The 25234-nt window shown below is 69.9% G+C and carries 21 protein-coding genes; 18 read left to right on the top strand and 3 right to left on the bottom strand.

All coding sequences use genetic code 11. The features are described from left to right. Positions 1–2 precede the first annotated feature (2 nt). Genes Pmi06nite_RS21515 through Pmi06nite_RS21505 form a run of 3 tightly spaced genes read right to left on the bottom strand, consistent with a single transcriptional unit; the run spans position 3 to position 3539 of the window. The gene (locus Pmi06nite_RS21515; RefSeq protein ID WP_203954868.1) at positions 3–767 is read right to left on the bottom strand and encodes a 3-oxoacyl-ACP reductase; all 765 of its coding nucleotides are present in this window, start codon (positions 765–767) and stop codon (positions 3–5) included. Positions 768–771: 4 nt separating this feature from the next. Next, positions 772–2103 (bottom strand): aldehyde dehydrogenase family protein, encoded by a 1332-nt coding sequence (locus tag Pmi06nite_RS21510; RefSeq protein WP_239114115.1) that lies wholly within the window; start codon positions 2101–2103, stop codon positions 772–774. Between the two features lie 44 nt (positions 2104–2147). After that, positions 2148–3539, bottom strand: a complete 1392-nt coding sequence (locus Pmi06nite_RS21505; protein ID WP_203954866.1) for a glutamine synthetase family protein — start codon at positions 3537–3539, stop codon at positions 2148–2150. Positions 3540–3639: 100 nt separating this feature from the next. On the opposite strand from Pmi06nite_RS21505, the gene Pmi06nite_RS21500 reads away from it, so the two are divergent. From Pmi06nite_RS21500 to Pmi06nite_RS21415, 18 genes are all read left to right on the top strand, one after another. Further along, positions 3640–4368 carry a FadR/GntR family transcriptional regulator gene (locus Pmi06nite_RS21500; RefSeq protein ID WP_203954865.1) on the top strand — a complete coding sequence of 243 codons (729 nt, stop codon included), beginning with the start codon at positions 3640–3642 and terminating at the stop codon, positions 4366–4368. 54 nt (positions 4369–4422) lie between these two features. Continuing rightward, complete coding sequence (locus tag Pmi06nite_RS21495; protein ID WP_203954864.1) at positions 4423–5214, top strand: hypothetical protein; 792 nt, start codon at positions 4423–4425, stop codon at positions 5212–5214. Positions 5215–5282: 68 nt separating this feature from the next. Then, positions 5283–5546: a hypothetical protein gene (locus tag Pmi06nite_RS21490; protein ID WP_203954863.1), complete on the top strand. Its 264-nt coding sequence runs from the start codon at positions 5283–5285 to the stop codon at positions 5544–5546. Continuing rightward, positions 5546–6238, top strand: coding sequence for a hypothetical protein (locus Pmi06nite_RS21485; protein WP_239114091.1), 693 nt, complete (start codon positions 5546–5548; stop codon positions 6236–6238). Before Pmi06nite_RS21490 ends, Pmi06nite_RS21485 begins: the two co-directional genes overlap by 1 nt. Before the next feature lie 96 nt (positions 6239–6334). Continuing rightward, positions 6335–8113 carry an ABC transporter ATP-binding protein gene (locus Pmi06nite_RS21480; protein WP_239114090.1) on the top strand — a complete coding sequence of 593 codons (1779 nt, stop codon included), beginning with the start codon at positions 6335–6337 and terminating at the stop codon, positions 8111–8113. A 333-nt stretch (positions 8114–8446) separates the two neighbouring features. Next, on the top strand, positions 8447–9790 hold the full coding sequence (locus Pmi06nite_RS21475; protein WP_203954862.1) for a formimidoylglutamate deiminase: 1344 nt from the start codon (positions 8447–8449) through the stop codon (positions 9788–9790). A gap of 54 nt (positions 9791–9844) precedes the next feature. Beyond that, the gene (gene hutI, locus Pmi06nite_RS21470; RefSeq protein WP_203954861.1) at positions 9845–10993 is read left to right on the top strand and encodes an imidazolonepropionase; all 1149 of its coding nucleotides are present in this window, start codon (positions 9845–9847) and stop codon (positions 10991–10993) included. 231 nt (positions 10994–11224) lie between these two features. Beyond that, entirely contained in the window at positions 11225–12160 is a 936-nt protein-coding gene (locus Pmi06nite_RS21465; protein ID WP_203954860.1) for a sigma-70 family RNA polymerase sigma factor, read from the top strand. A gap of 291 nt (positions 12161–12451) precedes the next feature. Continuing rightward, a complete protein-coding gene (locus tag Pmi06nite_RS21460; RefSeq protein WP_203954859.1) occupies positions 12452–13762 on the top strand; it encodes an ammonium transporter in 1311 nt (436 codons plus the stop codon). Continuing rightward, entirely contained in the window at positions 13759–14097 is a 339-nt protein-coding gene (locus tag Pmi06nite_RS21455) for a P-II family nitrogen regulator (RefSeq protein ID WP_203887678.1), read from the top strand. Before Pmi06nite_RS21460 ends, Pmi06nite_RS21455 begins: the two co-directional genes overlap by 4 nt. A gap of 4 nt (positions 14098–14101) precedes the next feature. Next, positions 14102–16414 (top strand): [protein-PII] uridylyltransferase, encoded by a 2313-nt coding sequence (locus Pmi06nite_RS21450; RefSeq protein ID WP_239114089.1) that lies wholly within the window; start codon positions 14102–14104, stop codon positions 16412–16414. A 243-nt stretch (positions 16415–16657) separates the two neighbouring features. Next, positions 16658–19543 carry a sensor histidine kinase gene (locus Pmi06nite_RS21445; protein ID WP_203954858.1) on the top strand — a complete coding sequence of 962 codons (2886 nt, stop codon included), beginning with the start codon at positions 16658–16660 and terminating at the stop codon, positions 19541–19543. Next, the gene (locus Pmi06nite_RS21440; RefSeq protein ID WP_275409590.1) at positions 19540–19959 is read left to right on the top strand and encodes a roadblock/LC7 domain-containing protein; all 420 of its coding nucleotides are present in this window, start codon (positions 19540–19542) and stop codon (positions 19957–19959) included. The genes Pmi06nite_RS21445 and Pmi06nite_RS21440 overlap by 4 nt, the downstream gene beginning before the upstream one ends. An 18-nt stretch (positions 19960–19977) precedes the next feature. Continuing rightward, on the top strand, positions 19978–20337 hold the full coding sequence (locus tag Pmi06nite_RS21435) for a DUF742 domain-containing protein (protein ID WP_203954857.1): 360 nt from the start codon (positions 19978–19980) through the stop codon (positions 20335–20337). Then, the gene (locus tag Pmi06nite_RS21430) at positions 20318–20902 is read left to right on the top strand and encodes a GTP-binding protein (protein ID WP_373315676.1); all 585 of its coding nucleotides are present in this window, start codon (positions 20318–20320) and stop codon (positions 20900–20902) included. The genes Pmi06nite_RS21435 and Pmi06nite_RS21430 overlap by 20 nt, the downstream gene beginning before the upstream one ends. Before the next feature lie 421 nt (positions 20903–21323). Next, positions 21324–24254 (top strand): sensor histidine kinase, encoded by a 2931-nt coding sequence (locus Pmi06nite_RS21425; protein WP_239114088.1) that lies wholly within the window; start codon positions 21324–21326, stop codon positions 24252–24254. Next, entirely contained in the window at positions 24251–24673 is a 423-nt protein-coding gene (locus Pmi06nite_RS21420) for a roadblock/LC7 domain-containing protein (protein WP_275409589.1), read from the top strand. Before Pmi06nite_RS21425 ends, Pmi06nite_RS21420 begins: the two co-directional genes overlap by 4 nt. Positions 24674–24781: 108 nt before the next feature. After that, positions 24782–25228 (top strand): DUF742 domain-containing protein, encoded by a 447-nt coding sequence (locus tag Pmi06nite_RS21415; RefSeq protein ID WP_373317323.1) that lies wholly within the window; start codon positions 24782–24784, stop codon positions 25226–25228. The last annotated feature ends 6 nt before the right edge of the window (positions 25229–25234 follow it).

The following is a 25234-nucleotide window of genomic DNA, read 5'->3' as shown; positions in this document are numbered from 1 at the left end:
CGTTACAGGGGAGTGACGTACGCCCCGGAGATGCCGCCGTCGACCAGGAACTCCGACGCGGTGATGAAGCTCGAGTCGTCGGACGCGAGGAAGGCCACGGCGGCCGCGATCTCCTCCGCGCGGGCGAACCGCCCGATCGGCACGTGGACGAGGCGGCGCTGCGCGCGCTCCGGGTCCTTGGCGAACAGTTCCCGCAACAGGGGAGTGTCCACCGGCCCGGGGCAGAGCGCGTTCACCCGGATGCCCTCGCGGGCGAACTGCACGCCGAGTTCGCGGCTCATCGCGAGCACGCCGCCCTTGGACGCGGTGTAGGAGATCTGCGACGTCGCCGAGCCCAGCACCGCCACGAACGAGGCCGTGTTGATGATCGAGCCCTTGCCCTGCCTCCGCATGTACGGCAGGACGTGCTTGCAGCACAGATAGACGCTGGTGAGGTTGACCTCCTGGACCCGGCGCCACGCCTCGATGCCGGTGTCGAGGATGGAGTCGTCCTCCGGCGGTGAGATCCCCGCGTTGTTGAAGGCGATGTCGACGCTGCCGAACGTGTCGAACGCGGTCTGGTACATCCGGACGACGTCGTCCTCGTTCGCCACGTCGGCCCGGACGAACAGGCCGCCGACCTCGTCGGCGACCTTGGTCCCGGCCGCCTCGTCGAGGTCCACCGCCACGATCTTGGCGCCCTCCTGGGCGAACCGCTGCGCCGTGGCGAGCCCGATGCCGCTGCCCGCCCCTGTGATGACGGCGACGCGGTCCTGCAAACGCTGCATGTCTCTACTCCGTGGAAATGAAGACGTTCTTGGTCTCGGTGAAGGCGGCCAGGGCGTCGGGGCCCAGCTCCCGGCCGAGGCCGGACTGCTTGAAGCCGCCGAACGGCGTCCAGTAACGGACGCTGGAATGGGAGTTCACCGACAAGTTGCCCGCCTCGACCGCCCGAGCCACCCGCAGGGCGCGCCCGACGTCACGCGTCCAGATCGACCCGGACAGCCCGTAGGCCGTGTGGTTGGCGATCTGTACGGCATGAGCCTCGTCGTCGAACGGGACGACGGACACGACCGGCCCGAAGATCTCCTCGGTGAATGCCCGGTGGAAGGCGCCCGAGCCCTCCGCCAGCGGGTCGAATCCGGCGGGCGCGGCCAGAACGGTGGGGGCGAACCAGAAGCCCGGCCCGTCCGGGCAGGCTCCGGCCGTGTGCACGTCGACGGCCCCCACGAACGACGCCACCCGCGCGTGGTGCTCGGCGCTGATCAGCGGGCCCATCTGCGTGGCGGGATCGAGCGGATCGCCGACCTTCACGTCCCGGACGGCCTGGCTGAGCCGCGCGAGGAAGTCGTCGTAGACGGAACGCTCCACCAGGATGCGCGATCGGGCGCAGCAGTCCTGCCCGGAGTTGTCGAACACCGCCATCGGGGCGGAGGCCGCCGCCCTGTCCAGGTCGGAGTCGGCGAAGACGATGTTGGCGCTCTTGCCGCCGAGCTCCAGCGTCACCCGCTTCACCTGGGCGGCGGCCTGGGCCGCGATCAGCTTGCCCACCTCGGTCGAACCCGTGAACACGATCTTGCGCACGTCCGGGTGCTCGACCAGCCGGGCGCCTGCCACCTCGCCCTCGCCGGGGACGACCTGCAGCACGCCCTCGGGGATGCCGGCCTCGAGGGCCAGTTCGGCCAGCCGGAGCGCCGTCAGCGGCGTCCACTCGGCGGGCTTCACGACGACGGTGTTGCCCGCCGCCAGGGCGGGAGCCACCCCCCAGGTCATGATGACCATGGGGAAGTTCCACGGCACGATGACGCCCACGACGCCCAGCGGTTCGGCGAACGTGATGTCCACGCCGCCCGCCACGGGGATCTGCTTGCCATGGTCGCGCTCGGGTGCGCCCGCGTAGAAGTTCAGGACGTCGCGGACGTTCCCGGCCTCCCAGCGGGCGTTGCCGATCGTGTGCCCGGCGCCTGCGATCTCCAGCTGGGCGAGCTCCTCGGCGTGGTCCTCGACCACCTGGGCGAACCGCCGCAGGAGCCGCGCCCGCTCGCCGGGGGCCACCGCCCGCCAGCTCGCGAACGCCGCCCGCGCACGCTCGACCACGCGGTCGACCTCGGCGGCGTCCGCCATGCCGACCTCGGCGACCACGACTTCGGTCGCCGGATTGAGTACCTTCACAGCCTTTCGAACCCCCGATAGAGCTCCCAGTCGGTGACCGCCGCGTCGTAGGCGGCCAACTCGACCCGTGCGTTGTTGGCGTAGTGCTCGACCACATCCTTGCCGAAGGCCGCCTCGGCGAGGTCGGAGCCTTCCCACAGCGAGAGCGCGTCGCGGAGCGTGCTCGGCACGGTCTCCGCGCCCGCGGCGTAGGCGTTGCCCGCGTAGGGCTCCTCCAGCGGCAGCTCCTCCTCGATCCCGCGCAGGCCCGCGGCGATCAGGGCGGACACCGCCAGATACGGGTTCACGTCGCCGCCCGGCACGCGGTTCTCGATCCGGAGTGAGGGCCCGTGGCCGACGAGCCGCAGCGAGCAGGTCCGGTTGTCGATGCCCCACTTCACCGCGGTGGGGGCGAAGCTCCCGGGGACGTACCGCTTGTAGGAGTTGATGTTGGGCGCGTAGAAGAGGGTCAGGTCTTTGAGCGCGGCGAGCTGGCCCGCGATGAAGTGCTCTCCGACCTTGGAGAGCCCGTGCGGCTCCGTCCCCGCCATCACCGGCCGCCCGTCGGCGTCGCGCAGGGAGATGTGGATGTGGCAGGAGTTGCCCTCGCGCTGGTTCGGCTTGGCCATGAAGGTGATCGAGCTGCCCTCCTGGGCGGCGATCTCCTTGGCGCCGTTCTTGTAGATCACGTGGTTGTCGCACGTCGTCAGCGCGTCGGAGAACCGGAAGGCGATCTCGTGCTGGCCGAGGTTGCACTCGCCCTTCGCCGACTCCACGTACAGGCCCGCGCCCTCCATGCCGAGCCGGATCTTCCGCAGCAGCGGCTCGATCCTGGCCGTGCCGAGCAGGGAGTAGTCGACGTTGTAGAGGTTGGCGGGCGTCAGGTCGCGGTAGCCGCGCCGCCACGCGTCCTCATAGGTGTCGTTGTAGACGCAGAACTCCAGCTCGGTGCCGACGAAGGCGGTCCATCCCCGGTCGGCCAGCCGGGCGATCTGCCTGCGGAGGATCTGCCGGGGAGAGGGGACGACGTCCGACTCGTCCTCCCAGACCAGGTCGGCCAGCAGCAGGACGGTCCCCTCCTGCCAGGGCACCCGGCGCAGCGTCGTGAGGTCGGGCTTCATCACGAAGTCGCCGTAGCCGCGTTCCCACGACGACATGGCGTAGCCGTCCACCGTGTTCATGTCGACGTCGACCGCCAGCAGGTAGTTGCACCCCTCGGCGGCGTGGCTCAGCACCTCCTCCAGGAAGTACCGCGCCGACAGGCGCTTGCCCTGCAACCTGCCCTGCATGTCGGTGACGGCCAGCAGGACCGTGTCCACGCGGCCGGCCTCGATGTCGCCGCGAAGCTGATCCACGTCGAGCACGGTGCCTCCTGTCCAAAAGTCTGGAAACAGACCATTGAAGGGCATGCAAGCACCCGGCCTGCCCCTGAGTCAACAATGCTCTGTGGGTTAACCTCGGCCTCACGGGGGTGTGAGGCGCGCCGATTCGTGAAGGGGCGGTGGAGCATTGGACGGGGGCGCCACAGGGGCCGTCTCGCTCCTGAGGCCGGTCCGGGCGGGCAACGCGTTCGAGGAGACCGTCGAACGGCTGCTGCAGGCCATCAAGCTCGGCGTCGTCGCCCATGGGGAGAAACTGCCGCCGGAGCGCGAGTTGGCCGCGCAACTCGGCATCAGCCGCGTCACCTTACGGGAGGCGATCCGGGCGCTCCAGGAGGCGGGCTTCCTCGACGTACGGCGAGGCCGTTACGGCGGAGCGTTCGTCGTCTACCGGCCGCCGAGCCCCCGCAAGGGAGACCTGCGCCGGGCCGTCAACGAGATGGGAGCCGGCGGGCTTGACGACGCGCTGACCTTCCGGATGGCGGTCGAGTGCGGCGCGGCCCAGATCCTGGCCGGCACGGAGCTCACCGAGGTGCAGCGGGAGACGCTCGCCTCCCGTCTCGCCGGGGTGAACGACGCGGCTCCGGCCGACTACCGGCGACTGGACACCGCCTTCCACCTCGCCATCGCCGAGCTGACCGGGTCGCCGCTGCTCGCCGCCGCGTGCGCGGACGCCCGACTGCGCGTGACCGACCTGCTCAACGCAATTCCGGTGCTCCAGCCCAACATCGAGCACGCCGCCACGCAGCACGCGGCCATCGTGGCGGCGATCCTGGAAGGCGATCCCGAGGGTGCCCGGCGGGCCGTGGCCGAGCACCTGGAAGGTACGGCCGCGCTGTTGCGAGGCTTCCTCAGCTGACCGGCCCGCCCCACCGCCGTCGCTCCCGCAGTTCCGCCGATCGAGGACTCATCAATGGCTGACTGGTACCTGGCCGACGCGTCGCTCCATGAGGGCGCGCGCAGGTTGCCGCTGTTCTGCTTCTTCGTGGCGCTGATCGTCGCCTTCGTGGGCACCCGCGTGAACGTCCGGCTGATCCGGTCACGGGTGCGCTGGTTCGGCAACGTCAGCGTCGGGGAGACGCACATCCACCATGTCGTGTTCGGCGTGGTGCTGATGTTGCTCGGCGGGGTCGCCGGGCTGATCCTGTCCAGCGTCTCCATCGGGTGGTACGCGTTCAGCGCGGCCGTCTTCGGTGTCGGGGCGGCGCTGGTGCTCGACGAGTTCGCCCTGCTCCTGCACCTGCGCGACGTCTACTGGCAGGAGGAGGGCCGCACGTCGGTCGACGCCGTCTTCGTGGCCGTCGCCGGGACCGGCCTGCTGCTGGTCGGACTGCGCCCGCTCGCGTGGAGCGGCTCGGACGAGGCGCTCGGCGGCCGGGGCACGGCGATGGCGATCCTCGTCGTCAACCTCGTCTTCGCCGTCGTCACGCTGCTCAAGGGGAAGATCTGGAGTGGCCTGATCGGGCTGTTCGTCCCGCCGTTCGTCTACATCGGGGCCCTGCGGCTCGCCCGCCCGGGATCGCCGTGGGCCCGCTGGTACTACTCGGAGGTGGCGAGGAGGCCCAAACCGCGGCGGATGGCGAAAGCCGTTCATCGTGAGGAACGCTGGCGCAGGCCCGTCATCCGCGTGAAGATCGCCATTCAGGAGTTCGTCTCCGGACGTCATGACGTTCCGTCGTCACAACGCCGATCCCGGCGTTCATGAATCGATAAGTAAGTTAATTATGGGTATTTATCCATGCGAAAGTCGGTCCGGGGTGGGGAGTCGGCGGCATGGAGCCGAAGGGGCATTTCGAATTCCAGGAAATGGCGGCGCAGTTGAAACGGGAGGCCGCCCTGTTGACGGGCGACAGGCTGCTCGCCGCCGAGGCTCGCACGGAGGAGGCGGAGGCGAGGTTGTGCCTGACCTGGCACGCCATCGTCGACACCGTCAGGGAGCCGCGCCGTCCGCCGAGCGGCCATACTGGGGAAATGCCCAGCCGGCCCGCCGACCAGCGCGGAGGTCGGCCGTCCAGACGTGAGAGGGCCCGCGAATAGTGGAGCTGCCGCCGTTCCATCTCCGCCTGATCGAGGACGCCCGGGTGGTCTGCGACCGTTACGGCCTGCTCCTCGCCGGCGGCTACGCCATGACGGCGCACGGCCTGTCCGGCAGGACGGCCGGAGAGCTCGAGTTCGCGACGGCGGACGAGACGCCGCTGACCGAGGTCGCCGAGCAGGTCGCCGGCGCGTTCGGCAGGACGGGGCTGTCCGCCCAGGTCTGCGAGGTCACCCCGCGCGTGGGCCGCGTGGTCGTCACCGACGAGATCGGCGGCCAAGCCGGTGAGATCCGCCTGTCGCGTGAGGCGTTGCGGGACGAGCCGGCCGTCTTCGAGCCGTGCCCGGTCGTGGGCCTCGACGACGCGGCAGGCCTCGCGGTGCGGTCGCTTCGTGACACCGGCCTGGCCCGCGACTTCGCCGACGTCGCCGCCGTCTCCGGCCTGTACGGCTTCCGCGAACTCGAGCAACTCGGCGGCCGGCACGACGACGAGTGGCTGACGGAGGATCTGCTCCAGCGGCTGGAGAGCGTCGACCTGCTCGCCGACGAGGCGTTCGCCGAGCACGGCCTCGACGATGACGGCGTCGGCACGATCCGGCGTTTCGCCTACGCCTGGGCCGAGGACATCCGGCTGCGCAGGGTCGACGACGGCGACGCGGACTACGACGACTTCGGCCTCCCCGACCTCGACTGATCGGATTCGTCACCCTCGACGCGCCCACGATCGCCCTTCCCGACCTACCGTCAAAGTGAGTTGACGGATGCGGCCGGGCCGCGCAGGGGGAGTGTCATGGGTGCGGAGGACGCGGAGCCGGAGAACCGGCGGGCCGACATGTTGCGCGACCGGGGGTCGTGGCGGCTCCTGTTCGGCCAGGTGCGACCGCACAGGAAGGCGCTGGTGCTCGGCGCCTCGCTCAGCCTGGTCGGCACGTTCGCCGGGCTGGCGATGCCGATCCTCGCCAAGTCGGTCATCGACGCCTTCGGGAAGGGCGCCGCCCTGGCCGGGCCGCTGGCGGGACTGTCGCTGGCCGTCCTGGCGGGCGCCCTGATCGCCGCCTGGGGACGGTTCCTCCTTGAACGGATGAGCGAGGGCATCGTGCTGGCCACCCGCACGAACCTGGTCGAGCGGATACTCCGGCTCAGGGTCCCGGACGTCGACCGGCTCAAGCCGGGCGACCTGCTTTCGCGGGTCAGCTCCGACACCACGCTGCTGCGCGCCGTCTACACGGAGGCGCTGGCCGGATCCGTGGGGTCGGTGTTCATGTTCCTGGGTGCCGTGGTCCTCATGGCGATCATGGACGGCCTGCTGCTCCTGGTCACCCTCGGCGTCGTGGCACTGGTCGCCCTCATGGGCCTGGCCATCGCGCCCAGGATCCGCCGGGCGTCCCTCGAGGCGCAGGTGGCCCTCGGGGAGATGGGCTCCGTGCTCGACCGTGCCCTTCAGGCGTTCCGCACGGTCAAGGCCAGCGGGGCGGAATCACGTGAGATCGCCGCGGTGTCCGGCGCCGCGACCCGCGCGCGCGACCGCGGCGTGACGGCCGCCGCGTGGACGTCCGTGGCGGGCACCGGAGCGTGGATGTCGGTCCAGCTCGCGTTCATCGCCGTGCTCGGCGTGGGCGGAGCCCGTGTCGCCAGTGGGGCGATGGAGGTCTCGGCGCTGATCGCGTTCCTGCTGTACCTGTTCTATCTGGTCTCCCCGATCGGGCAGCTCATCCAGAGCCTCACCCAGCTTCAGGTCGCCATGGCCGCGATCATCCGGATCCAGGAGGTGACCGCGCTCGACTCCGAGCCCGCGGCCTCCGTCGGCGCGGGGCCGGCGCGGGACCGCACGCCCGTCGGCGTGCGCTTCGACGACGTGGTCTTCCGGTACGGCGACGACCGGCCGGTCGTCCACGACCAGGTGACCTTCGAGGTGCCCGCGGGCGGGATGACGGCCCTGGTGGGGCCTTCCGGAGCCGGCAAGACCACGGTCTTCGGGCTGATCGAGCGCTTCTACGAGCCGCAGGCCGGGACGATCCTCGTCGGCGGGCGCGACATCCGGGAGTGGCCGCTCGGAGACCTGCGGGCCGCGCTCGGTTACGTCGAGCAGGACGCCCCGGTCCTGGCCGGCACGTTCAGGGAGAACCTCGTCTTCGGCGCCCCCGACGTCACCGAGGGAGAGATCGCGCAGGCCCTCGCCCGGACCCGCCTCGACGACCTGGTCGAGCGCCTGCCCGCCGGCCTGGAGACGCCTGTCGGCCACCGCGGGGTGCTGCTCTCGGGTGGGGAGCGCCAGCGGGTCGCCATCGCCAGGGCACTGCTCCGCCGGCCGTCCTTGCTGCTCCTGGACGAGGCCACCTCGCAACTCGACGCCGTGAACGAACTCCGCCTGCGCGAAGTGGTGGCCGAGGTCGCCAGGGAGACCACGGTCCTGGTGATCGCCCACCGCCTGTCCACGGTGACCGGCGCCGATCGGATCATCGTGATGGAGGCGGGGCGGGTCCGCGCCTCGGGCACCCACGAGGAGCTCGTCGACGCCGACGACCTCTACCGGGAACTGGCGGCCACCCAGTTCCTCGTGTCGTCGTGAACGCCTGTGCGGGCGGGGATCCGGTGACATGCGGCGGCCGTGATGGCAAAGCCGTACGCAGCCTTTACGCCGGTCCGCAGCTTGGCGGCTCCTGAAATCGGGAACTCCCGGAGTGCGGAACCTCTCCTTCACCTCAGCCGGAGTCACCGGGTCGAACGCGCGTGCGGGCGCGTCCGGGGACGACGGCCGAAGGCGGGGCGCCTCGGGGGGTGTACCCCGGGGCGCCCCGTTACCAGGAGATCCGCGCCTACGGACGCGTTCACTAGAGTGTCAGGATGCCGCCGGCTCCGGCCGTAGCGGGCCGGACGAGTGCGGCGCTGCTCTGGAGGATCTGTGCGTGTGACCTACTGGTGCGAGATGGCGTGGCTGCCGCCCGGTGAGGTCGTGGAGAACGTAGCCGTGATCGTCGACGGTGTGCGCGTCGCCGAGGTGCATCCCGGCGTCCCCGCCCCGCCCGGAGCCGTACGGCTGGCCGGACTGACCCTGCCGGGTCTCGCCAACGCCCATTCGCACGCGTTCCACCGGGCGCTCCGGGGCCACACGCAGACGGGCAGGGGCAGCTTCTGGACGTGGCGCGAACAGATGTACGGCGTGGCGGGCCGTCTCGATCCCGACACCTACCTGGCGCTGGCCAGGGCCGTCTACGCGGAGATGGCGCTGGCCGGGATCACCTGTGTCGCCGAGTTCCACTACCTGCACCATGGCCCGGGCGGCGTGCCGTACGACGATCCCAACGTCATGGGCCACGTCCTGGTGCGCGCGGCGCGGGAGGCCGGTCTGCGGATCGTGCTGCTCGACACGTGCTATCTCACAGGTGGCATCGGCGACGCCCTCACCGGACCTCAGGTGCGCTTCGGGGACGGCGACGCGGACGGCTGGGCGTCGAGGGCCGAGGAACTGGCCCTGTCGTACGAGGGCGCGGAGGACGTGGAGATCGGCGCCGCGGTCCACTCCGTGCGTGCGGTGCCGCCCGAGCAGATGCACGTGGTCGTCGACTTCGCCCACCGGCACTCCGGGCCGCTGCACGTCCACGTGTCCGAGCAGCGCGCCGAGAACGAGGCGTGTGTCGAGGCCTACTCCGCCACTCCCGTCCAGGTGCTGCACGAACACGGTGTCCTCGGGCCGCGCTCGACCGCCGTGCACGCCACGCACCTGTCGGATGTGGACGTGGCGCTGCTCGGAGGCTCGTCCACGCACGTGTGCATGTGCCCGACGACCGAGCGCGACCTCGCCGACGGCATCGGGCCGGCCCGCAGGCTGCTCGACGCCGGGTCGCCGATCACGCTCGGCTCCGACAGCCAGGCGGTGATCGACCTGTTCGAGGAGGCCAGGGCCGTGGAGCTTGACGAGCGCCTGGCCAGCAGGGAGCGCGGGCACTGGCGTGCGGCCGACCTGCTGAACGCGGCCACCGCGGCGGGCCACGCCTCGATGGGTTACCCGGACGCCGGCAGCCTGGTCCCCGGGGCGTGGGCCGATCTGGTGTCCGTCCGTCTCGACTCGGTCCGTACGGCGGGGGCGACGCGGCTGACGGCCGCCGAGTCCGTGGTGTTCGCCGCGACGGCGGCCGACGTCCACTCGGTGGTCTCGGGGGGCCGCGTGATCGTCGAGGACGGGTTGCACACGCTCGGTGACGTCGGCGCTCTCCTGCGTGACGCCGTCGCGCGGGCCCGCGACTAGCGGGTTTGCGCCCCGCGGCCGGTGGCGAGGATACGGAATCGTGGAGCGAGGGCGATGAGTTCAACGGTGTTCGACGGGATCGGCCTGCTGTACACGGCGGACCCGATCCGTGAGGAGATCGAGGACGCCGCGCTGGTGGTGGAGGACGGCGTCGTCCGATGGATCGGGCGGTCCGCCGACGCGCCCGCGGCGGACGAGCGGGTGGACGCGGAAGGGCGCGCGGTGATTCCCGGATTCGTCGACAGCCACTCCCACCTGGTGTTCGCCGGGGACCGCACGGCGGAGTTCGCCGCGCGGATGGCGGGAGAGCGTTACTCGGCGGGCGGCATCCGCACCACGGTGGCCGCTACCAGGGAGGCGACCGTCCCCCAACTCGCCGCCACCACCGCGCTGCTGGTGACCGAGATGACCGCTCAGGGCACGACGACGTTCGAGATCAAGAGCGGCTACGGCCTGACGGTCGAGAGCGAGCGGCGCTGCCTGGAGATCGCCGGCCAGTTCACCCCGGAGACGACCTACCTCGGGGCCCATGTCGTACCGCCGGAGACGACGCCCGACGACTACGTCCGAATGGTGACCGGCCCCATGCTGGACGCGTGCGCGCCCCACGCGCGATGGGTGGACGTGTTCTGCGAGCGCGGCGCCTTCGACGAGGACCAGAGCAGGGAGATCCTGGCCGCGGGGATCAAGGCGGGACTGCGGGCGAGGATCCACGCCAACCAACTGGGCGAGGGCCCCGGCGTGCGGGTCGCCTGTGAGATGGGAGCCGCGTCGGCCGACCACTGCACCCATCTGACCGACGCGGACGTGGCCGCCCTAGCGGACGCGGGCGTGGTCGCGACCCTACTGCCCGGGGCCGAGTTCTCCACGCGCTCGCCGTATCCGGACGCGCGCCGGCTGCTCGACGCCGGGGTCACCGTCGCGCTCGCCACCGACTGCAACCCGGGCTCCTCGTTCACGACGTCGATGCCGTTCTGCGTGGCCCTCGCCGTGCGGGAGATGCGGATGACGCCGCTCGAGGCCGTGCGCGCGGCCACCCGCGGCGGGGCGCGGGCCCTGCTGAGGAACGACGTCGGCACGCTGCGCGAGGGGGCCCAGGCCGATCTCGTGATGCTGGACGCGCCGTCCTACGTGCACCTCGCCTACCGGCCGGGTGTGCCATTGGTGGCCCAGGTGTGGCGATCGGGCCGCAGGGTCGTTTGATCACTCTCCGGTGGGGTAATCGCACCTATTCTGGGGATCACATCCTCCTTGGGGATGAATCCGAAACCATTCCGCGGGCGTATTAATTTAGGGAATCTTTGCCCTGCATAAACCGTTGTCAGGTTCAGGACGTCGAAGTCGAGGAATCCGTGTTCATCGCGGGGGATCCGGCTCCGAGGCCGGCTTCTAACACGGTGCACACTGCGGCGCGGCGGAACGAGGTGCCATCGAATGGCGACGGGGAATCGGACGCAGGATCAGCAGGTATCCGACCGGGATCTGTTGGGGACATATCTCGCCGAGATCGGGCGGGTGCCCCTTTTGACCGCGGAGCAGGAGGTCGAGCTCGCCAAGCGCATCGAGGCAGGCCTGCTCGCGGAGCACCTGCTCGACAGCGGTCGGGTGGAGCCCAAGGTCTCTGATGCGGCCGATGAGGAGCTTGAGCGCATAGCGATTTCCGGCAGGCGGGCGAAGGATGAGTTCATCCAGGCCAACCTGCGTCTCGTGGTCGCGGTCGCGAGGAAGTACTCGGGGCGGGGGATGCCCCTGATCGATCTCGTCCAGGAGGGCAACCTGGGGTTGGTACGGGCGGTCGAGAAGTTCGACTACCAGCGGGGGTACAAGTTCTCGACCTACGCGACGTGGTGGATCAGGCAGTCGGTGGGCCGGTCGATCCACGAGCAGGCGCGCCCGGTGCGGCTGCCCACGCACGCAGGGGAGCAGATGACGCGCCTGATGCGCGTCCGCCGCGACATGCTGGCCGAGTTCGACGCCGAGCCGACCGACGCCGATCTGGCGGCGGTGCTCGACCTGCCGATCGAGCGGGTGCAGGAGCTGCGCCGCTGGGCCTCCGACCCCGTGTCCCTCCAACTCGGAGTGGGCGACGAGGACGAGACCGAGCTCGGTGACATGATCGCCGACGAGACCTGGGCGGATCCGGAGCAGCAGGCGCTCGCGACGCTGGAGAAGGAGCGTCTCGAGGAGTGGCTGACCGGCCTCGAAGGCCGGACGCGGGAGATACTCCGGTGGCGTTACGGCCTCGTCGACGGCCGCGAGCACACCCTCACCGAGGTGGGGGAGCGCTACGGCATCGGCCGCGACCGGGCCCGGAGGCTGGAGCGGGACGCGCTGACGCGGCTGCGGAAGATGGCCACCGCGGCCGCCTGACCCCCGGCAGGGCCGCCGTCGGAAACCTTCGCGACGCACGGCGGGCGGGTCTTTCCCCAACGCGCACCCCTAAGGGGTGCGCGTTTTGCGTTCCCGGGGGTGTCCGAAACCTCCCTGTAACGCTCGTTCACTGTGTTTCACAGATGTGAAACACGAAGAGGCGTGACCTGAAACGGCGAAAGAACACGCTGTCGCCAACGTCAGTGCGCCCGCCGGCCGACGATGCCCCGGACGAAGCCACTGCGGGAGTGATAACCGGCCACACGGCAAATTGTAAGGAGGGCCGCGTCGATGAAGATCGATACCGGCACCACCGCCTGGATGATCACAGCCACCGCCCTGGTGTTGCTGATGACTCCCGGCCTCGCGTTCTTCTACGGGGGCATGACCAGGGCCAAGAGCGTCCTGAACATGATGATGATGTCTTTCGTCAGCATCATCACGGTGACGATCGCATGGGTGATCTACGGTCACGCGTTCGCGTTCGGCACCAACGGCAACGACACCCTGAACAAGTTCATCGGTGGTCTCAAGGAATTCGGTCTGCAGTCCCTGGTCGACACGGCGACCAAGGACGACGGCACCGGCATGCCCAGCCTGGTCTTCTCCGCGTTCCAGCTGACGTTCGCCATCATCACGGTGGCGCTGATCAGCGGTGCGATCGCGGACCGGGCCAAGTTCGGCGCCTGGGTCGTCTTCTCCGTGGTCTGGGCGACGGTCGTGTACTTCCCCGTCGCGCACTGGGTGTGGGGCGGCGGCTGGCTCACCCAGCTCGGCATCGAGGACTTCGCCGGTGGAACCGTGGTCCACGTGAACGCCGGTGCGGCAGGTCTCGCGCTGGCACTTGTGATCGGCAAGCGGGCGGGCTGGCGCAAGGAGCCGATGCGGCCGCACAACCTCACCCTGGTCCTGCTCGGCGTCGGCCTGCTGTGGTTCGGCTGGTTCGGCTTCAACGCGGGCTCCGAGTTGGCCGTCGACGGCACCGCCGGTCTGGCCTTCATGAACACCCAGATCGCCACGGCGGTGGCCGCCGGCGCCTGGATCCTGGTCGAGAAGTTCCGTGACGGTCACTCCACGACGCTGGGCGTCGCCTCCGGTGCGGTCGCCGGTCTCGTCGCCATCACCCCGGCCTGTGGTTTCGTCGACCCCTGGGCGGCCATCGTCATCGGCGCCATCGCCGGCACGGTCTGCGCCTACGCCGTCGGCCTCAAGTACAAGCTCGGTTTCGACGACTCGCTCGACGTGGTCGGCGTGCACCTCGTCGGTGGCGCTCTCGGCGCCATCTCCCTCGGCTTCTTCGCGGCCTACCCCTTCCTCGACCCCCAGGCCCCGGGCCTCTTCTACGGAGGCGGTCTGACGCAGCTCGGGCGGCAGGTGCTCGGCCCGGTCGTGGTGGGCCTCTACTCGTTCGTCCTGGCCTGGATCATCGGCAAGATAATCGACAAGACGATGGGCTTCCGGGTCTCCCAGGAGGAAGAGGTCACCGGCATCGACATCACCACCCACGCCGAGACCGGCTACGACCTCGGCACCATCCACTCCTCGGGGGTGGCCTCCGTCAACGGGCCCGTCCCTGCTGAGGCGAAGAAGGTTGACGCATGAAACTCATCACGGCAGTGATCAAGCCGTTCAAGCTCGACGACGTCAAGGCGGCGCTGGAGCAGTTCGGCATCAAGGGCATGACGGTGAGCGAGGCCAGCGGGTACGGCCGGCAGCGCGGCCACACCGAGGTGTACCGCGGCGCCGAGTACCAGGTCGACCTGGTGCCCAAGGTCCGTCTTGAAGTCCTGGCGGAGGAAGACGACGCCGAGGACGTCATCGACGTGATCGTCAAGGCCGCGCAGACCGGCAAGATCGGCGATGGCAAGGTCTGGTCCGTCCCTGTGGACACGGTCGTCCGGGTCCGCACGGGGGAGCGCGGGCCAGAGGCTCTGTAACCGGATGATGAGGGGGGAAGCTCGTTCGTTCGCCGCGGCCAGGAAGGATCGGGCCGCGGACATCGACAGGTGGCTCACCGATCTGTTCCGCACGGCGGGTGCGCAACCGTACGCACGCGAGGGACGGGCAGGGCCGGGCCCCAAGAGCGGTTTCCCCGACGAACGCGGCGCGCCCGGTCCCAACGGGATCGGCGGCGTCGCACTCGTGGCGGTCGGCAGCCTGGGGCGAGGAGAACTCGCCCCAGGTAGCGACCTCGACCTGGTGTTGCTTCACAACGGCCACGACGATGTCGCGCGCATCGCGGACCGTATCTGGTACCCCATCTGGGACTCCGGGATCGGGCTGGACCATTCGGTCCGTACGGTCGACGAGGCCGTCAAGGTGGCGCGCGAGGACCTGAAGGCCGTGCTGGGCCTCATCCAGGCCCGTCACATCGTGGGCGATCCCGAGCTCACGCGCGCGGCTCGCGAGGCCGTGCTCGCGGAGTGGCGCGCGGACTCCCGGCGCAGGCTCGCCGAGCTCAAGATGGCGGCCGACAAGCGGGCCGAGTCGAGCGGTGAGCTGGCCTTCCTCCTCGAGCCCGATCTGCGGGACTCCAGGGGCGGCCTGCGGGACGTGCAGGCGATGCAGGCCGTCGCGGCGGCCTGGGTGGCCTCGGCGCCCGGTCCGCGGGTGCGCGAGGCCTACGAGTTCCTGCTGGACATCCGGCACGGTCTGCATCTGGTCACCGCACGCGGCGCCGACCGCCTGGTCCTCCAGGAGCAGGACGCCGTCGCGGGAACACTCGGCCTGCTGGACGCGGAGGCGCTGATGCGCCGCCTCGCCGAGGCCGGCCGGACCATCTCCCATTCGTTCGACGCCACGTGGCGGACCGTCGACAGGTTGTTGTCCGGTCCCGCGCCGCGAGGCCGGCGTCCGCTCGCCGACGGCGTGGTGGAGCACGGCGGCGAGGTCGTCCTTGCCCGCGGCGTGAGCCCGCGCAAGGACCCGACACTGGTGCTCCGCGCGGCGGCCGCCGCCGCGGAGGCCGGGCTGCCTCTCGCGCCCGCCACCGTCTCCGTGCTCGCCGCGCAGTCGCCTCCCCTCGACGTGCCGTGGCCTGAGGACGCCCGCGCCGCTCTCGTGGCGCTGCTCGGCGCCGGGCGCGCCGCCGTACCGGTGTGGGAGGAGCTGGATCAGGCGGGCATCCTGGTGCGTCTGCTCCCCGACTGGGAGCGGGTGCGGCACCGCCCGCAGCGCAATCCCGTGCACCGTTACACGGTCGACCGGCATCTGATCGAGGCCGCGGCGGGGGCCGCGTCGTTCACCCGTGAGGTCTCACGGCCCGACCTGCTGCTGATCTCCGCGCTCCTGCACGACATCGGCAAGGGATGGCCCGGCGACCACTCGACGACGGGTGAGGTCGTGGCCCGTGACATCGGTGCCCGGATCGGCCTTCCGCCGGCCGACGTGGAGATCGTGGCCACCGTCGTCCGCCATCACCTCCTGCTGCCGGAGACCGCCACCCGGCGCGATCTCGACGACCCGGTGACCATCGCACGGGTGGCCGAGGCGGTCGGGTCGCGTGAGGTCCTCGAACTGCTCGCGGCCCTCGCCGTCGCCGACGGCAACGCCACAGGCCCGGCCGCGTGGAACTCCTGGAAGGCTTCCCTGGTGTCCGACCTGGTCCGCCGGGTCAGGTCGGTCCTGTCGGGCACCCCGCCCGCGCCCGCGCCCGCCCTGTCGGAGGAGCAGGCGGCCCTCGCACGGCACGGCGGCGGCGCGGTGCGGGTCAACAAGGGGGCCGTCACCGTGGTCGCGCCCGATCGGCCCGGACTGCTGTGGCGCGCGGCCGGGGTGCTGGCCGCGCACCGGATGGTCGTGCGGTCGGCGTCCGCCGCGTCCGCCGGTTCCACCGCCGTGATCGAGTTCGTCGTCGTGCCCGAGTACGGCACGCCCCCCGACCCCGCGACGCTGGAGGCCGATCTCCGTCTGGTCCTCGCCGGGCGGCTCGACATCGAGGCGAGACTCGCCAGGCGGACGAGGTCGATCCGGCCGCCCCGGGTGCCGGTGGCGCCACCCCGGGTCACCCTCATCGACGACGCGTCCAATACGGCGACCGTGGTCGAGGTGCGCGCCCACGACCGGCCGGGGCTGCTGTGGAAGATCGGCCGCGCGTTCGGCGAATGCGGTCTTGACGTGAGGGCTGCTCGCGTAGAGACTCTCGGCGCGGAGGCCGTCGACGTGTTCTACGTGGCGGACCGCAACGGTCATCCCCTCGCTGACGAGGAACAACGGGCCCAGGTGCGTGAGCACGTGCTGGCCGCTCTGCGGTGAGATGGGCGACGATCGTCTTTCCTGTTGGTAACGATTGGGTGAGCCGCCATCCGTACGGCCTCCGGCGCCCTTGACCTTGTGGTCGAATTGTCCCCGCCTGTATAGCTATGTAACTTCATGCTGTCCAGACCCATGAAGACATGCCGAAAGATGGCGGGGCCGGTGAGCACGGAGCAGTCGAAAAGCGAAAAACACGCGCGGTCGAGGCGTTTCGCGCCGCGTAACTGGCGGGTGCCCACCCGCGTGACGGCCCTCATCGTCGCTCCCACACTGGTGGCCGTGCTTCTTGCCGGCATCCGCGTCGTGGGGTCGATCGAAAGCCTCAACGGATATCAGCAGGTGAGGCAGAGCGCTGAGTACTCCGTCCGGCTGCGGGATCTCATCCAGCAGCTGGGCCTTGAACGGGACATCAGCACTTGGGGTCCCAAGCGCAAGATCAAGCTGGGCACGGGCAAGACCATCACTCTCGCCCAGCAGACAGTGGTCGTGGACGGCCTGGCCAGGCAGGTGAACGCCGATCTCGACGAGATCGACGCCAGCTACGGCGTCCGCGCCGAGCAGGATGCCGAGCAGGCAGCCACGGGGCTGACGGGGCTGGCCAAGCTGCGGGACAAGAGGGAGATCGACGGCTACACCACCCTCATCGCCACACTCCTGCGACTTCACGACGAACTCGCGCAGACCAGTGACGACCCTGAAGTGGTCGGCGACGCGCGAGCGCTGACCGCGCTCGCCCACGCGAAGGAGGAGGCGTCCGAACAGCGGGCGACCCTCACCAGGGAACTGCTGGAGCACACGCAGCAGTTCGTGGGTACCGAGCTGACGGACTTCATCGCCTCCCAGTCGCGGCAGCAGTCGGACACCGACACCTTCATCACCGAGAGCCAGCCTGCGCAGTCGAAGCAACTGGTGACGCTGCTCAGCGACCCCGATGTCGTCGAGGCCGAACTGGCCAAGGCCTGGGCGATCCAGCTCGGGACCCGGAACACTCCGCTGTCCACGTACAACGCTCTAACCCGTACCCAGACCCTGCAGCGCTGGTTCCAGGACAGCACCAAGACCATCGACCAGATGGCCACCGTCGAGCACCAGGTCTCGGCCTCGGTCCTCGACCGCGCGCGGGGGTTGCAGTCGTCGGAACAGCGCAACGTGCTGATCGCCGGTGGCCTGATCCTCGCGCTGCTGCTCCTGGTCCTCGCCACCACCGTCCTCATCGCGCGCTCGATGGTCCGGCCGCTGCGCCGCCTGCGCGCCGAGGCGCTCGAGATCGCGGGCCTGCGCCTGCCGGACATGGTCCGGCGGATGCGCGAGTCGGACGACACGAGCGAGCCGCATGTGCGGCCGATCTCCGTCGGCACAGAGGATGAGATCGGTGAAGTCGCCCAGGCCTTCGACGAGGTCCACCGGCAGGCCGTCCGCCTGGCCGCGGAGGAGTCGCGCCTGCGTTCCAACGTCAACGCGATGTTCGTGAACCTCTCGCGCCGCACGCAGACGCTGGTGGAACGGCAGATCGCCCTGATCGACGGTCTGGAGCGCGGTGAAGAGGACGGGCAGCGTCTGTCCGACCTGTTCAAGCTCGACCACCTGGCCACCCGCATGCGCCGCAACAGTGAGAACCTCCTGGTCCTCGCCGGGCACGAGCCCGCGCGCAAGCGAAGCCAGCCCGCGCGCCTGGTGGACGTGGTCCGCGCCTCTCTGTCGGAGATCGAGGACTACGAGCGTGTCACGGTCAAGGTGCACCGCAGCATCGCGATCGCCGGGCACGCCGCCAACGACATCGTCCACCTGGTCGCGGAGCTCGTCGAGAACGCCATCGCGTTCTCGCCGCGCAACACCCGGGTCATCGTGTCGAGCAGTCCCGTCGAGGGCGGGGCCGTCATGCTGGGGGTGAGCGACGCCGGCATCGGCATGTCCCCCGAGGAAGTGGCGGACATCAACCACCGCCTGGCCGAGCCGCCCACGGTCGACGTGTCGGTGTCCCGGCGCATGGGCCTGTTCGTGGTCGGCCGCCTCGCGCTCCGCCACGGCATCCGCGTGCAGATGCGCCGCGGCGACCAGGGCGGCATGATCGCCATGGTGCTGTTCCCCGCCGAGATGATCTCCAACGCCGACCAGGCGGTCCCGGCGCAACCCGCGACGGCCACGGTCGGGGCGTTCGCCGATCAGCCGCAGATGGGCGGCGGCGCGTCCGCCTCGGGTGGTCTCCAGCCCTGGAACGCGCCTCCGGCGGCGCCCGAGGCGACCGGGACGTTCTCACCGTGGACGTCCTCCGCTCCGACGCCGCCGTCCAACGGGCTACCCACGCGCAGATCGCCCGGCCATGACGGCGGGCCTCTGGCGGCCGGTGGGGGAGCCCGTTCCGGCGCCCCTTCCGACACGGGTGCCTTCGCGCCTTCCGACACGGGCGCCTTCGCCCCCTTCGGCGCTCCGCCGGAGGAGACCACGGCGAGCTTCCCTGCCGTTTCGGACACCGCCGGTGGTCTGCCGCCGGGTCGGCCGAGGCCGGGACGTCCCACGTTCACCGAGCACTCCGGAGCCTTCCCCATCATGGAGCCCGGAGAGGCGACGGGGCCGCTCCCGGTTGTGGAGGACGCCCCGCTGGAGCGCGGTGACGAGTACCTGCCGATCTTCGCAGCCGTGGAGTCGGCCTGGTTCCGGCGCCCGGCGCCCAACGGCGCGGGCACTCCCGCGCCGAGCCAGAACGATCAGGCGGGGCACGCGGGGAACGGGAAGGCGCCGGATTCCGGCATGTCGCGTCCTGCGGCGGCCGGCACACCCGGGAGGCAGACCGGTCCCGTTCCGGGTCCGCTCGACCCACCCGGTGCGACTTCTGAGCAGGGGGCCTGGTGGTCCCGTGCGGACAGCGGCTTCGAGAAGGCGGCCGGTGTGGCGAAGGATCCCACGCAGGGCGGGGTGACGGCGGCAGGTCTGCCGAAGCGGACGCCGAAGGCCAACCTGGTGCCTGGTTCGGTGGGCGGGGACACCCCGGCCCCCACGCCACGTCCCCCGGTGTCGGCCGACGCGGTCCGCAGTCGTCTGTCGAGCTTGCAGCAGGGTGTACGGCGGGGCCGTGCCGATCTGGCCGGAGGATCCCCTGATGGCTTGGGAAATGAGGAGGAGGGCTCGTGACTGAGCTGAGCGTGGAAGCACGCAGGTTCGACTGGCTGATCACCGAGTTCGTCGGTTCCACGCCGGGTGTGGCACACGCGGTGGTGGTGTCGGCCGACGGTCTGCGGCTGGCCCAATCCGACGGCTTCCCGCACGACCGTGCCGACCAGTTGGCGGCCGTCGCCGCCGGTCTGCTCAGCCTCACCATGGGCGCCTCCCGGGTGTTCGAGGGCGGCTCGGTCACTCAGACCGTCGTGGAGATGCAACGCGGGCTGCTGCTGGTCATGGCGATCAGCGACGGCTCGTGCCTGACCGTGCTGGCCGCCCCCGACTGCGACATGGGCCTGGTGGCTTACCAGATGACCCTGCTCGTGGAGCGGGCCGGTCAGGTTCTCACGCCGGCGCTCCGCGCCGAGCTTCAGGTGTCTCGCCGATGATCACCGCCGGAGAGGGGTATGCGCGGTTCTGACGGGACAGAGGACGAGCCTCTGTTCCGTCCGTACGCCGTCACCGGCGGGCGTTCCGAGCCGCGTTATCACATGGCGATGGAAACGCTCGTATCATCGGTGGCCTTGATGAGCGACGAATACTCCCTGCTCACCCCTGAGCAGGAATCGATCATGATGTTGTGCCGTTCCGTACGATCGGTCGCGGAGATCTCGGCGTTGCTGCGGGTCCCGCTCGGCGTGGCCAGGGTGCTCATCGCCGACATGGCCGACGAGGGTCTGGTCCGGCTGCACATGCCGCAGCTCAGCCAGGGACAGCCAGACCTCAACCTGCTCGAAAGGGTGCTCAGTGGACTACGCAGGCTCTAGCCGTGGTCTGACCTCGACGAAGATCGTCGTCGCGGGTGGGTTCGGCGTGGGGAAGACGACCTTCGTCGGGGCCGTCTCGGAGATCCTTCCCCTGACGACCGAGGCCGTGATGACCGACGCCAGCGCGGGAATCGACGACCTCGGACTCACACCGAACAAGACGACGACCACGGTCGCCATGGACTTCGGCCGTCTCTCGCTGGACCAGGACCTGATCCTGTACCTGTTCGGGACCCCCGGCCAGCACCGGTTCTGGTTCATGTGGGACGACCTCGTCCGGGGTGCCATCGGGGCCGTCGTGCTCGTGGACAGCCGCCGGCTGGCGGACTGCTTCCCGGCGATCGACTACTTCGAGGAGGCGCAGTTGCCCTTCCTGGTCGCGTTGAACGGCTGGGACGGCAGCTTCGTCCACACGGAGGACGAGGTCCGGGAGGCTCTGTCCCTTCCGCCGCACGTTCCCGTCGTGCGCACGGACGCGCGGTCGAGGGATGCGGTGAAGTCGACGCTCATCAACCTGGTGGAGTACGTTCTGACGGTTCGCGCGGCGTACGGCCGGGCTCTCTGAGGGTTCTGGACGCGTTCCGCGCCACGGGCGCGGAGGTTTCAAGGGCGGCGCCTGACAAGGCGCCGCCCTTCTTCGTTCTCGGAGGAGTGACCTCCTTGCCGGCGGGGCACAATTTGCTAATAAAGACAGCCTGATATTTGACCAATTAACGCCATACACATCCCGCTTTAGGCTATTTAGGCACGGGTGTTCGGTTGGCCTCGCTGGTGTCGGTGTGCTGCAATTACCCTCGCCCGCGGGAAGTCTCTGGTGTCTCGTCTGTCACACTCGTGGAGAGTCTTCCCACCGCGCGCACATACGGCGAGAGGTTCGAAAGCCTGTGAGGACCAAAGACCCCCGGAGTGATCAGGGCCCGAGGAACGGTGTTCCGGCTGAGCGCGATCCCGGCGAGGGCAGCCGCTTCCGGTTAAGGAACTGGCGTGTGCGGTCCAGGCTCGTCGCGCTGATTCTCGTTCCCACCCTTGCGGCGCTCCTGCTCGGTGGTCTGCGCGTGCTCACCTCGGTCAACACGGCCGCCGACTATCAGCAGGTCAACGACCTGGCGCGGCTCGTCGACACCGTTGCCGTGCTCACGCATGAGCTTCAGACCGAGCGGGACCGGGCGGCATGGAACGCCACCGTCGGCCGGACGGAGAAGACCACCGCGACGGTGACCACCCAGATCGGCAAGGTGGACAAGGCGGCCACGTCCGTCCGGCAGCTCGCCACCAGCCTCCGGTCCAAGGTCGGAGGGCGCGCCGGCGACGAGGTCGAGCACATCATCGGCAAGCTCGACAGCCTCGAGCCGCTCCGCGAACAGGCCGTTCGAGGAACGCTTCTCCCCGGCGCTGTGATCACCCAGTACACCCTCGTCGTCGACGACCTTCTGGCGTTGCAGGACGAGCTCGCCAAGGGCACGCAGGACGACAACCTGGCCGCGGCGTCGGTCACCCTGGCGGCCCTCGCCAAGGCCAAGGAGAGCCTCTCCCTCCAGCGGGGACTGCTGGCGACCGTCCTGCCGGCCCATCGGTTCGACCAGACACAGCTGCAGGACTTCCTCGGTGCCGTTTCCGCTGAGGACAGCGAGCTGAAGGCCTTCCGCAAGAGTGCGACCACTCAGGAACGGGCCGAGTTCGACAACACCGTCACCGGTAACAAGGTCGACCAGGCGGAATTCCTCCGCACCCTCGTGCTCGACCGTGCCAACGCCGGCTTCTCGCTCGAGAATCTCGACTCCACGACCAGGGACGAGAACCGCGAGTGGTTCGACTCCGTGTCGGACCCCATCAACCGGATGCGGTCCGTCGAGACCAAGCTCACCGCATCGATCGTCGCCAGGAGTGCGACGCTGAAGGACGACGAGCAGCAGCGGGCGATCATCGTCGGCGTGGCCGTGGCCGCGCTGCTGATCGCGGTCCTGCTGTTCACCACCGGTGTCGCGCGGTCGCTCGTGGGGCCGCTGCGCCGCCTGCGCCGGGAGGCCCTGGAGATCGCCGGACGGCGTCTGCCCGACATGGTCCAGAAGCTGCGTGAGGCCGGTGAGGCGAGTGAGGCTCCGGTCATCACCCCGATCGGCGTGGTCGCCCGCGACGAGATCGGTGAAGTCGCCCGGGCCTTCGACGAGGTCCACCGCGAAGCCGTACGCCTGGCGGGTGACGAGGCCCGCCTGCGCAGCAACGTCAACTCGATGTTCGTCAACCTGTCCCGCCGTACGCAGACCCTGGTCGAGCGGCAACTGTCGCTGATCGACGGCCTGGAGCAGGGCGAGCAGGACGAGCAGCGGCTCGGCAACCTGTTCAAGCTCGACCACCTGGCGACGCGCATGCGCCGCAACAGTGAGAACCTCCTGGTCCTCGCCGGTCAGGAACCCGCACGGCGCTGGGGCCAGCCGGTCCCGGTCGTGGACGTGGTCCGCGCCTCGTTGTCGGAGGTCGAGAACTACGAGCGGGTGGACCTCCAGGTGCAGTCCGGCGTGGCGGTGGTCGGACAGTCCGTCAACGACGTCGTCCACCTCGTGGCCGAGCTGGTCGAGAACGCGATCGCGTTCTCGTCGGGCGAGACCAAGGTCACCGTGGCCAGCAATCGCATCGACGGCGGCGGCCTGATCATCTCGGTCAGCGACATGGGCATCGGCATGTCGGGCGACGAGCTGGCCCAGGCGAACCACCGCCTCGCCAACCCGCCGGTCGTCGACGTCTCCGTCTCCCGCCGAATGGGCCTGTTCGTGGTCGGCCGCCTGGCGCTCCGCCACGGCATCCGGGTGCAGATGCGGCCGCAGGAGTCCGGCGGCCTCACCGCCATGGTCCTGCTGCCCGAATCGTTGCTCGCCGCCGCGGGCCCCGCCTACCCGGGTATGCCCCAGCCCGAGCTGACCAGCCCGATGCCCGCCGTGGGCGGCGCCGGCCAGCTCGGCGCCCCGTCGTTCGGTGCGCCGGCTCTCGCCAGCCCCACCCCGTTCGAGGCGATGCCGCGGACGCCCGTGTACGGAGCGGACGAGCCCAGCGTGGCCAGGAGCGGCGGTCTCGAGCGCGGGCCGTTCGAGACCTTCGCCCGCGATCCGTTCGACCCCACGCCGTTCGAACGCGGCAGGGAGCAGGATCCGTTCACGCGCGATCCCTTCGACCCCACCCCCTTCGAGCGTGGTCCCGAGCCGGATCCGTTCGCGCACAACCCGTTCGATTCCGGCGCCTTCGACCGGAGTTCGTTCGAGCCGAACACCTTCGGGCAGGCCCGGGTCGGCGAGGCTCCGGTGGACACGCCGTGGCCGGGGCATCTGCCCCCTCCGGGAAGCGGGTCGTGGCCGGCGCAACAGCAGCAGGACAACGGCGGCTGGTCGGGACGGCCCGGCCGAGGCCCGTTCAACGGGGATGTCGACAACACGGGTCCGCTGCCTGTGGTGCGGACCTCGCCAATGGAGGCGGAGGAGGAGTTCTTGCCGATCTTCGCGGCTGTGGAGTCCGACTGGTTCAAGAAGGTTGACACGCAGATCGAGAAGACGGACTCCAGCGTCGATCCGGTGGAGAACAAGGCATGGTCCTCCCCGGCCGACGCAGGCTGGCAGGCGGCCAAGGCCGCCAGCGAGCCCGCGCTCGGAGGCGTGACCGCTTCGGGGCTGCCCAAGCGTGTGCCCAAGGCGAACCTGGTGCCCGGCTCGGCCACCGCCTCCTCAACCGAGTCTGTCGCGACTCCCGTGGCCTCCCCCCCGCCCGTGCTCTCGCCCGATCGGGTGCGGAGCAGGCTCTCCAGCTTCCAGCAGGGAGTCAGGCAGGCCCGGGCGGCCGCCAAGGGAGACGCGAACGAGGAAATGGGCTACCCCGGGGCGGTGCCACTGGGTGAGAACGGTGCCCACGGCACTGAGAAGGAGGACCGATGAGGGAAATGAGCCAGGCCGCACGCGGCATCAACTGGTTGATCACCGATTTCGTCAATAACGTGCCTGGAGTGGCGCACACCGTGGTGGTGTCGTCGGACGGGTTGCCGTTGGCGTACTCCGACGGGTTTCCGAAGGACCGGGCGGATCAACTGGCCGCGGTGGCCGCGGGTTTGATCAGCTTGACCCAGGGAGCCTCCCGGGTCTTCGAAGGCGGCCCCGTGACCCAGACGGTGGTCGAGATGCAGCGGGGCCTGCTGCTGATCATGTCGATCAGCGACGGATCCTGTCTCGCGGTGCTGGCCTCGGCCGACTCCGACATGGGTTTGGTCGCGTACCAGATGACCTTGCTGGTCGAGCGTGCGGGTCAGGTGCTGACGCCGGCGGTTCGCGCCGAGCTTCAGTCGTCTCATCCCAGGTGACAGGTGGTTCGAAGCGGCCGAGCCTAGGGCGGGGAAAGTGGCCTGAAAGCGAGGCGGCCAGGGGGTCAGTGAGTTCCCGAGCGAGCACGAGCAGGTCAGGAGGACGTTGTGGCAGGCGGCGGCTGGAGCAATGAGCCATATCCGCCGGTGGACGACGCCCACCGGTACTACGGCGGCAGCACGAACCCGGGTCAATCGACCCCGCCCCCTTCGCCGGAGCGTAGCTCTCTGGTGCGCCCCTATGCAGTGACCGGGGGGCGGACTGCAGCTCGCCTCCAGCTCGCCATGGAGGCACTCGTGTCCTCCGCCACGTCGATTCACCAGGATCTGTCCATCCTGACCCCGGAGCGTCAGGCGATCAGCTCGCTTTGCCGTCAGGTGCGGTCGGTGGCGGAGATCTCCGCTCTGCTGCGGATGCCGCTGGGCGTGGTGCGCGTGGTGGTCGGGGACATGGCGGCGGAAGGGCTGGTGCACGTGCACCAGCCGCAGCTGGACGCGGGTAAGCCGGATCTGAACTTGCTGGAAAGGGTGCTCAGTGGACTTCGCAGGCTCTAGTCGTGG

Origin of the sequence: Planotetraspora mira (genome assembly GCF_016863275.1) — a bacterium.
Lineage (GTDB): Bacteria > Actinomycetota > Actinomycetes > Streptosporangiales > Streptosporangiaceae > Planotetraspora > Planotetraspora mira.
The sequence above is the reverse complement of the archived record's forward strand: the minus strand, read 5'-3'. Positions and strand labels throughout refer to the sequence as shown.

What these genes read in the sequence shown, in the direction of transcription:
- Pmi06nite_RS21465 (WP_203954860.1), top strand. Translation starts at nt 11,225, where the DNA reads ATGGCGACGGGGAATCGGACGCAGGATCAGCAGGTATCCGACCGGGAT.
- Pmi06nite_RS21510 (WP_239114115.1), bottom strand. Translation starts at nt 2,103, where the DNA reads ATGGCGGACGCCGCCGAGGTCGACCGCGTGGTCGAGCGTGCGCGGGCG.
- Pmi06nite_RS21420 (WP_275409589.1), top strand. Translation starts at nt 24,251, where the DNA reads ATGAGGGAAATGAGCCAGGCCGCACGCGGCATCAACTGGTTGATCACC.
- Pmi06nite_RS21505 (WP_203954866.1), bottom strand. Translation starts at nt 3,539, where the DNA reads ATGCCCTTCAATGGTCTGTTTCCAGACTTTTGGACAGGAGGCACCGTG.
- hutI (WP_203954861.1), top strand. Translation starts at nt 9,845, where the DNA reads ATGAGTTCAACGGTGTTCGACGGGATCGGCCTGCTGTACACGGCGGAC.
- Pmi06nite_RS21455 (WP_203887678.1), top strand. Translation starts at nt 13,759, where the DNA reads ATGAAACTCATCACGGCAGTGATCAAGCCGTTCAAGCTCGACGACGTC.
- Pmi06nite_RS21495 (WP_203954864.1), top strand. Translation starts at nt 4,423, where the DNA reads ATGGCTGACTGGTACCTGGCCGACGCGTCGCTCCATGAGGGCGCGCGC.
- Pmi06nite_RS21490 (WP_203954863.1), top strand. Translation starts at nt 5,283, where the DNA reads ATGGAGCCGAAGGGGCATTTCGAATTCCAGGAAATGGCGGCGCAGTTG.
- Pmi06nite_RS21435 (WP_203954857.1), top strand. Translation starts at nt 19,978, where the DNA reads ATGCGCGGTTCTGACGGGACAGAGGACGAGCCTCTGTTCCGTCCGTAC.
- Pmi06nite_RS21515 (WP_203954868.1), bottom strand. Translation starts at nt 767, where the DNA reads ATGCAGCGTTTGCAGGACCGCGTCGCCGTCATCACAGGGGCGGGCAGC.
- Pmi06nite_RS21480 (WP_239114090.1), top strand. Translation starts at nt 6,335, where the DNA reads ATGGGTGCGGAGGACGCGGAGCCGGAGAACCGGCGGGCCGACATGTTG.
- Pmi06nite_RS21460 (WP_203954859.1), top strand. Translation starts at nt 12,452, where the DNA reads ATGAAGATCGATACCGGCACCACCGCCTGGATGATCACAGCCACCGCC.
- Pmi06nite_RS21450 (WP_239114089.1), top strand. Translation starts at nt 14,102, where the DNA reads ATGATGAGGGGGGAAGCTCGTTCGTTCGCCGCGGCCAGGAAGGATCGG.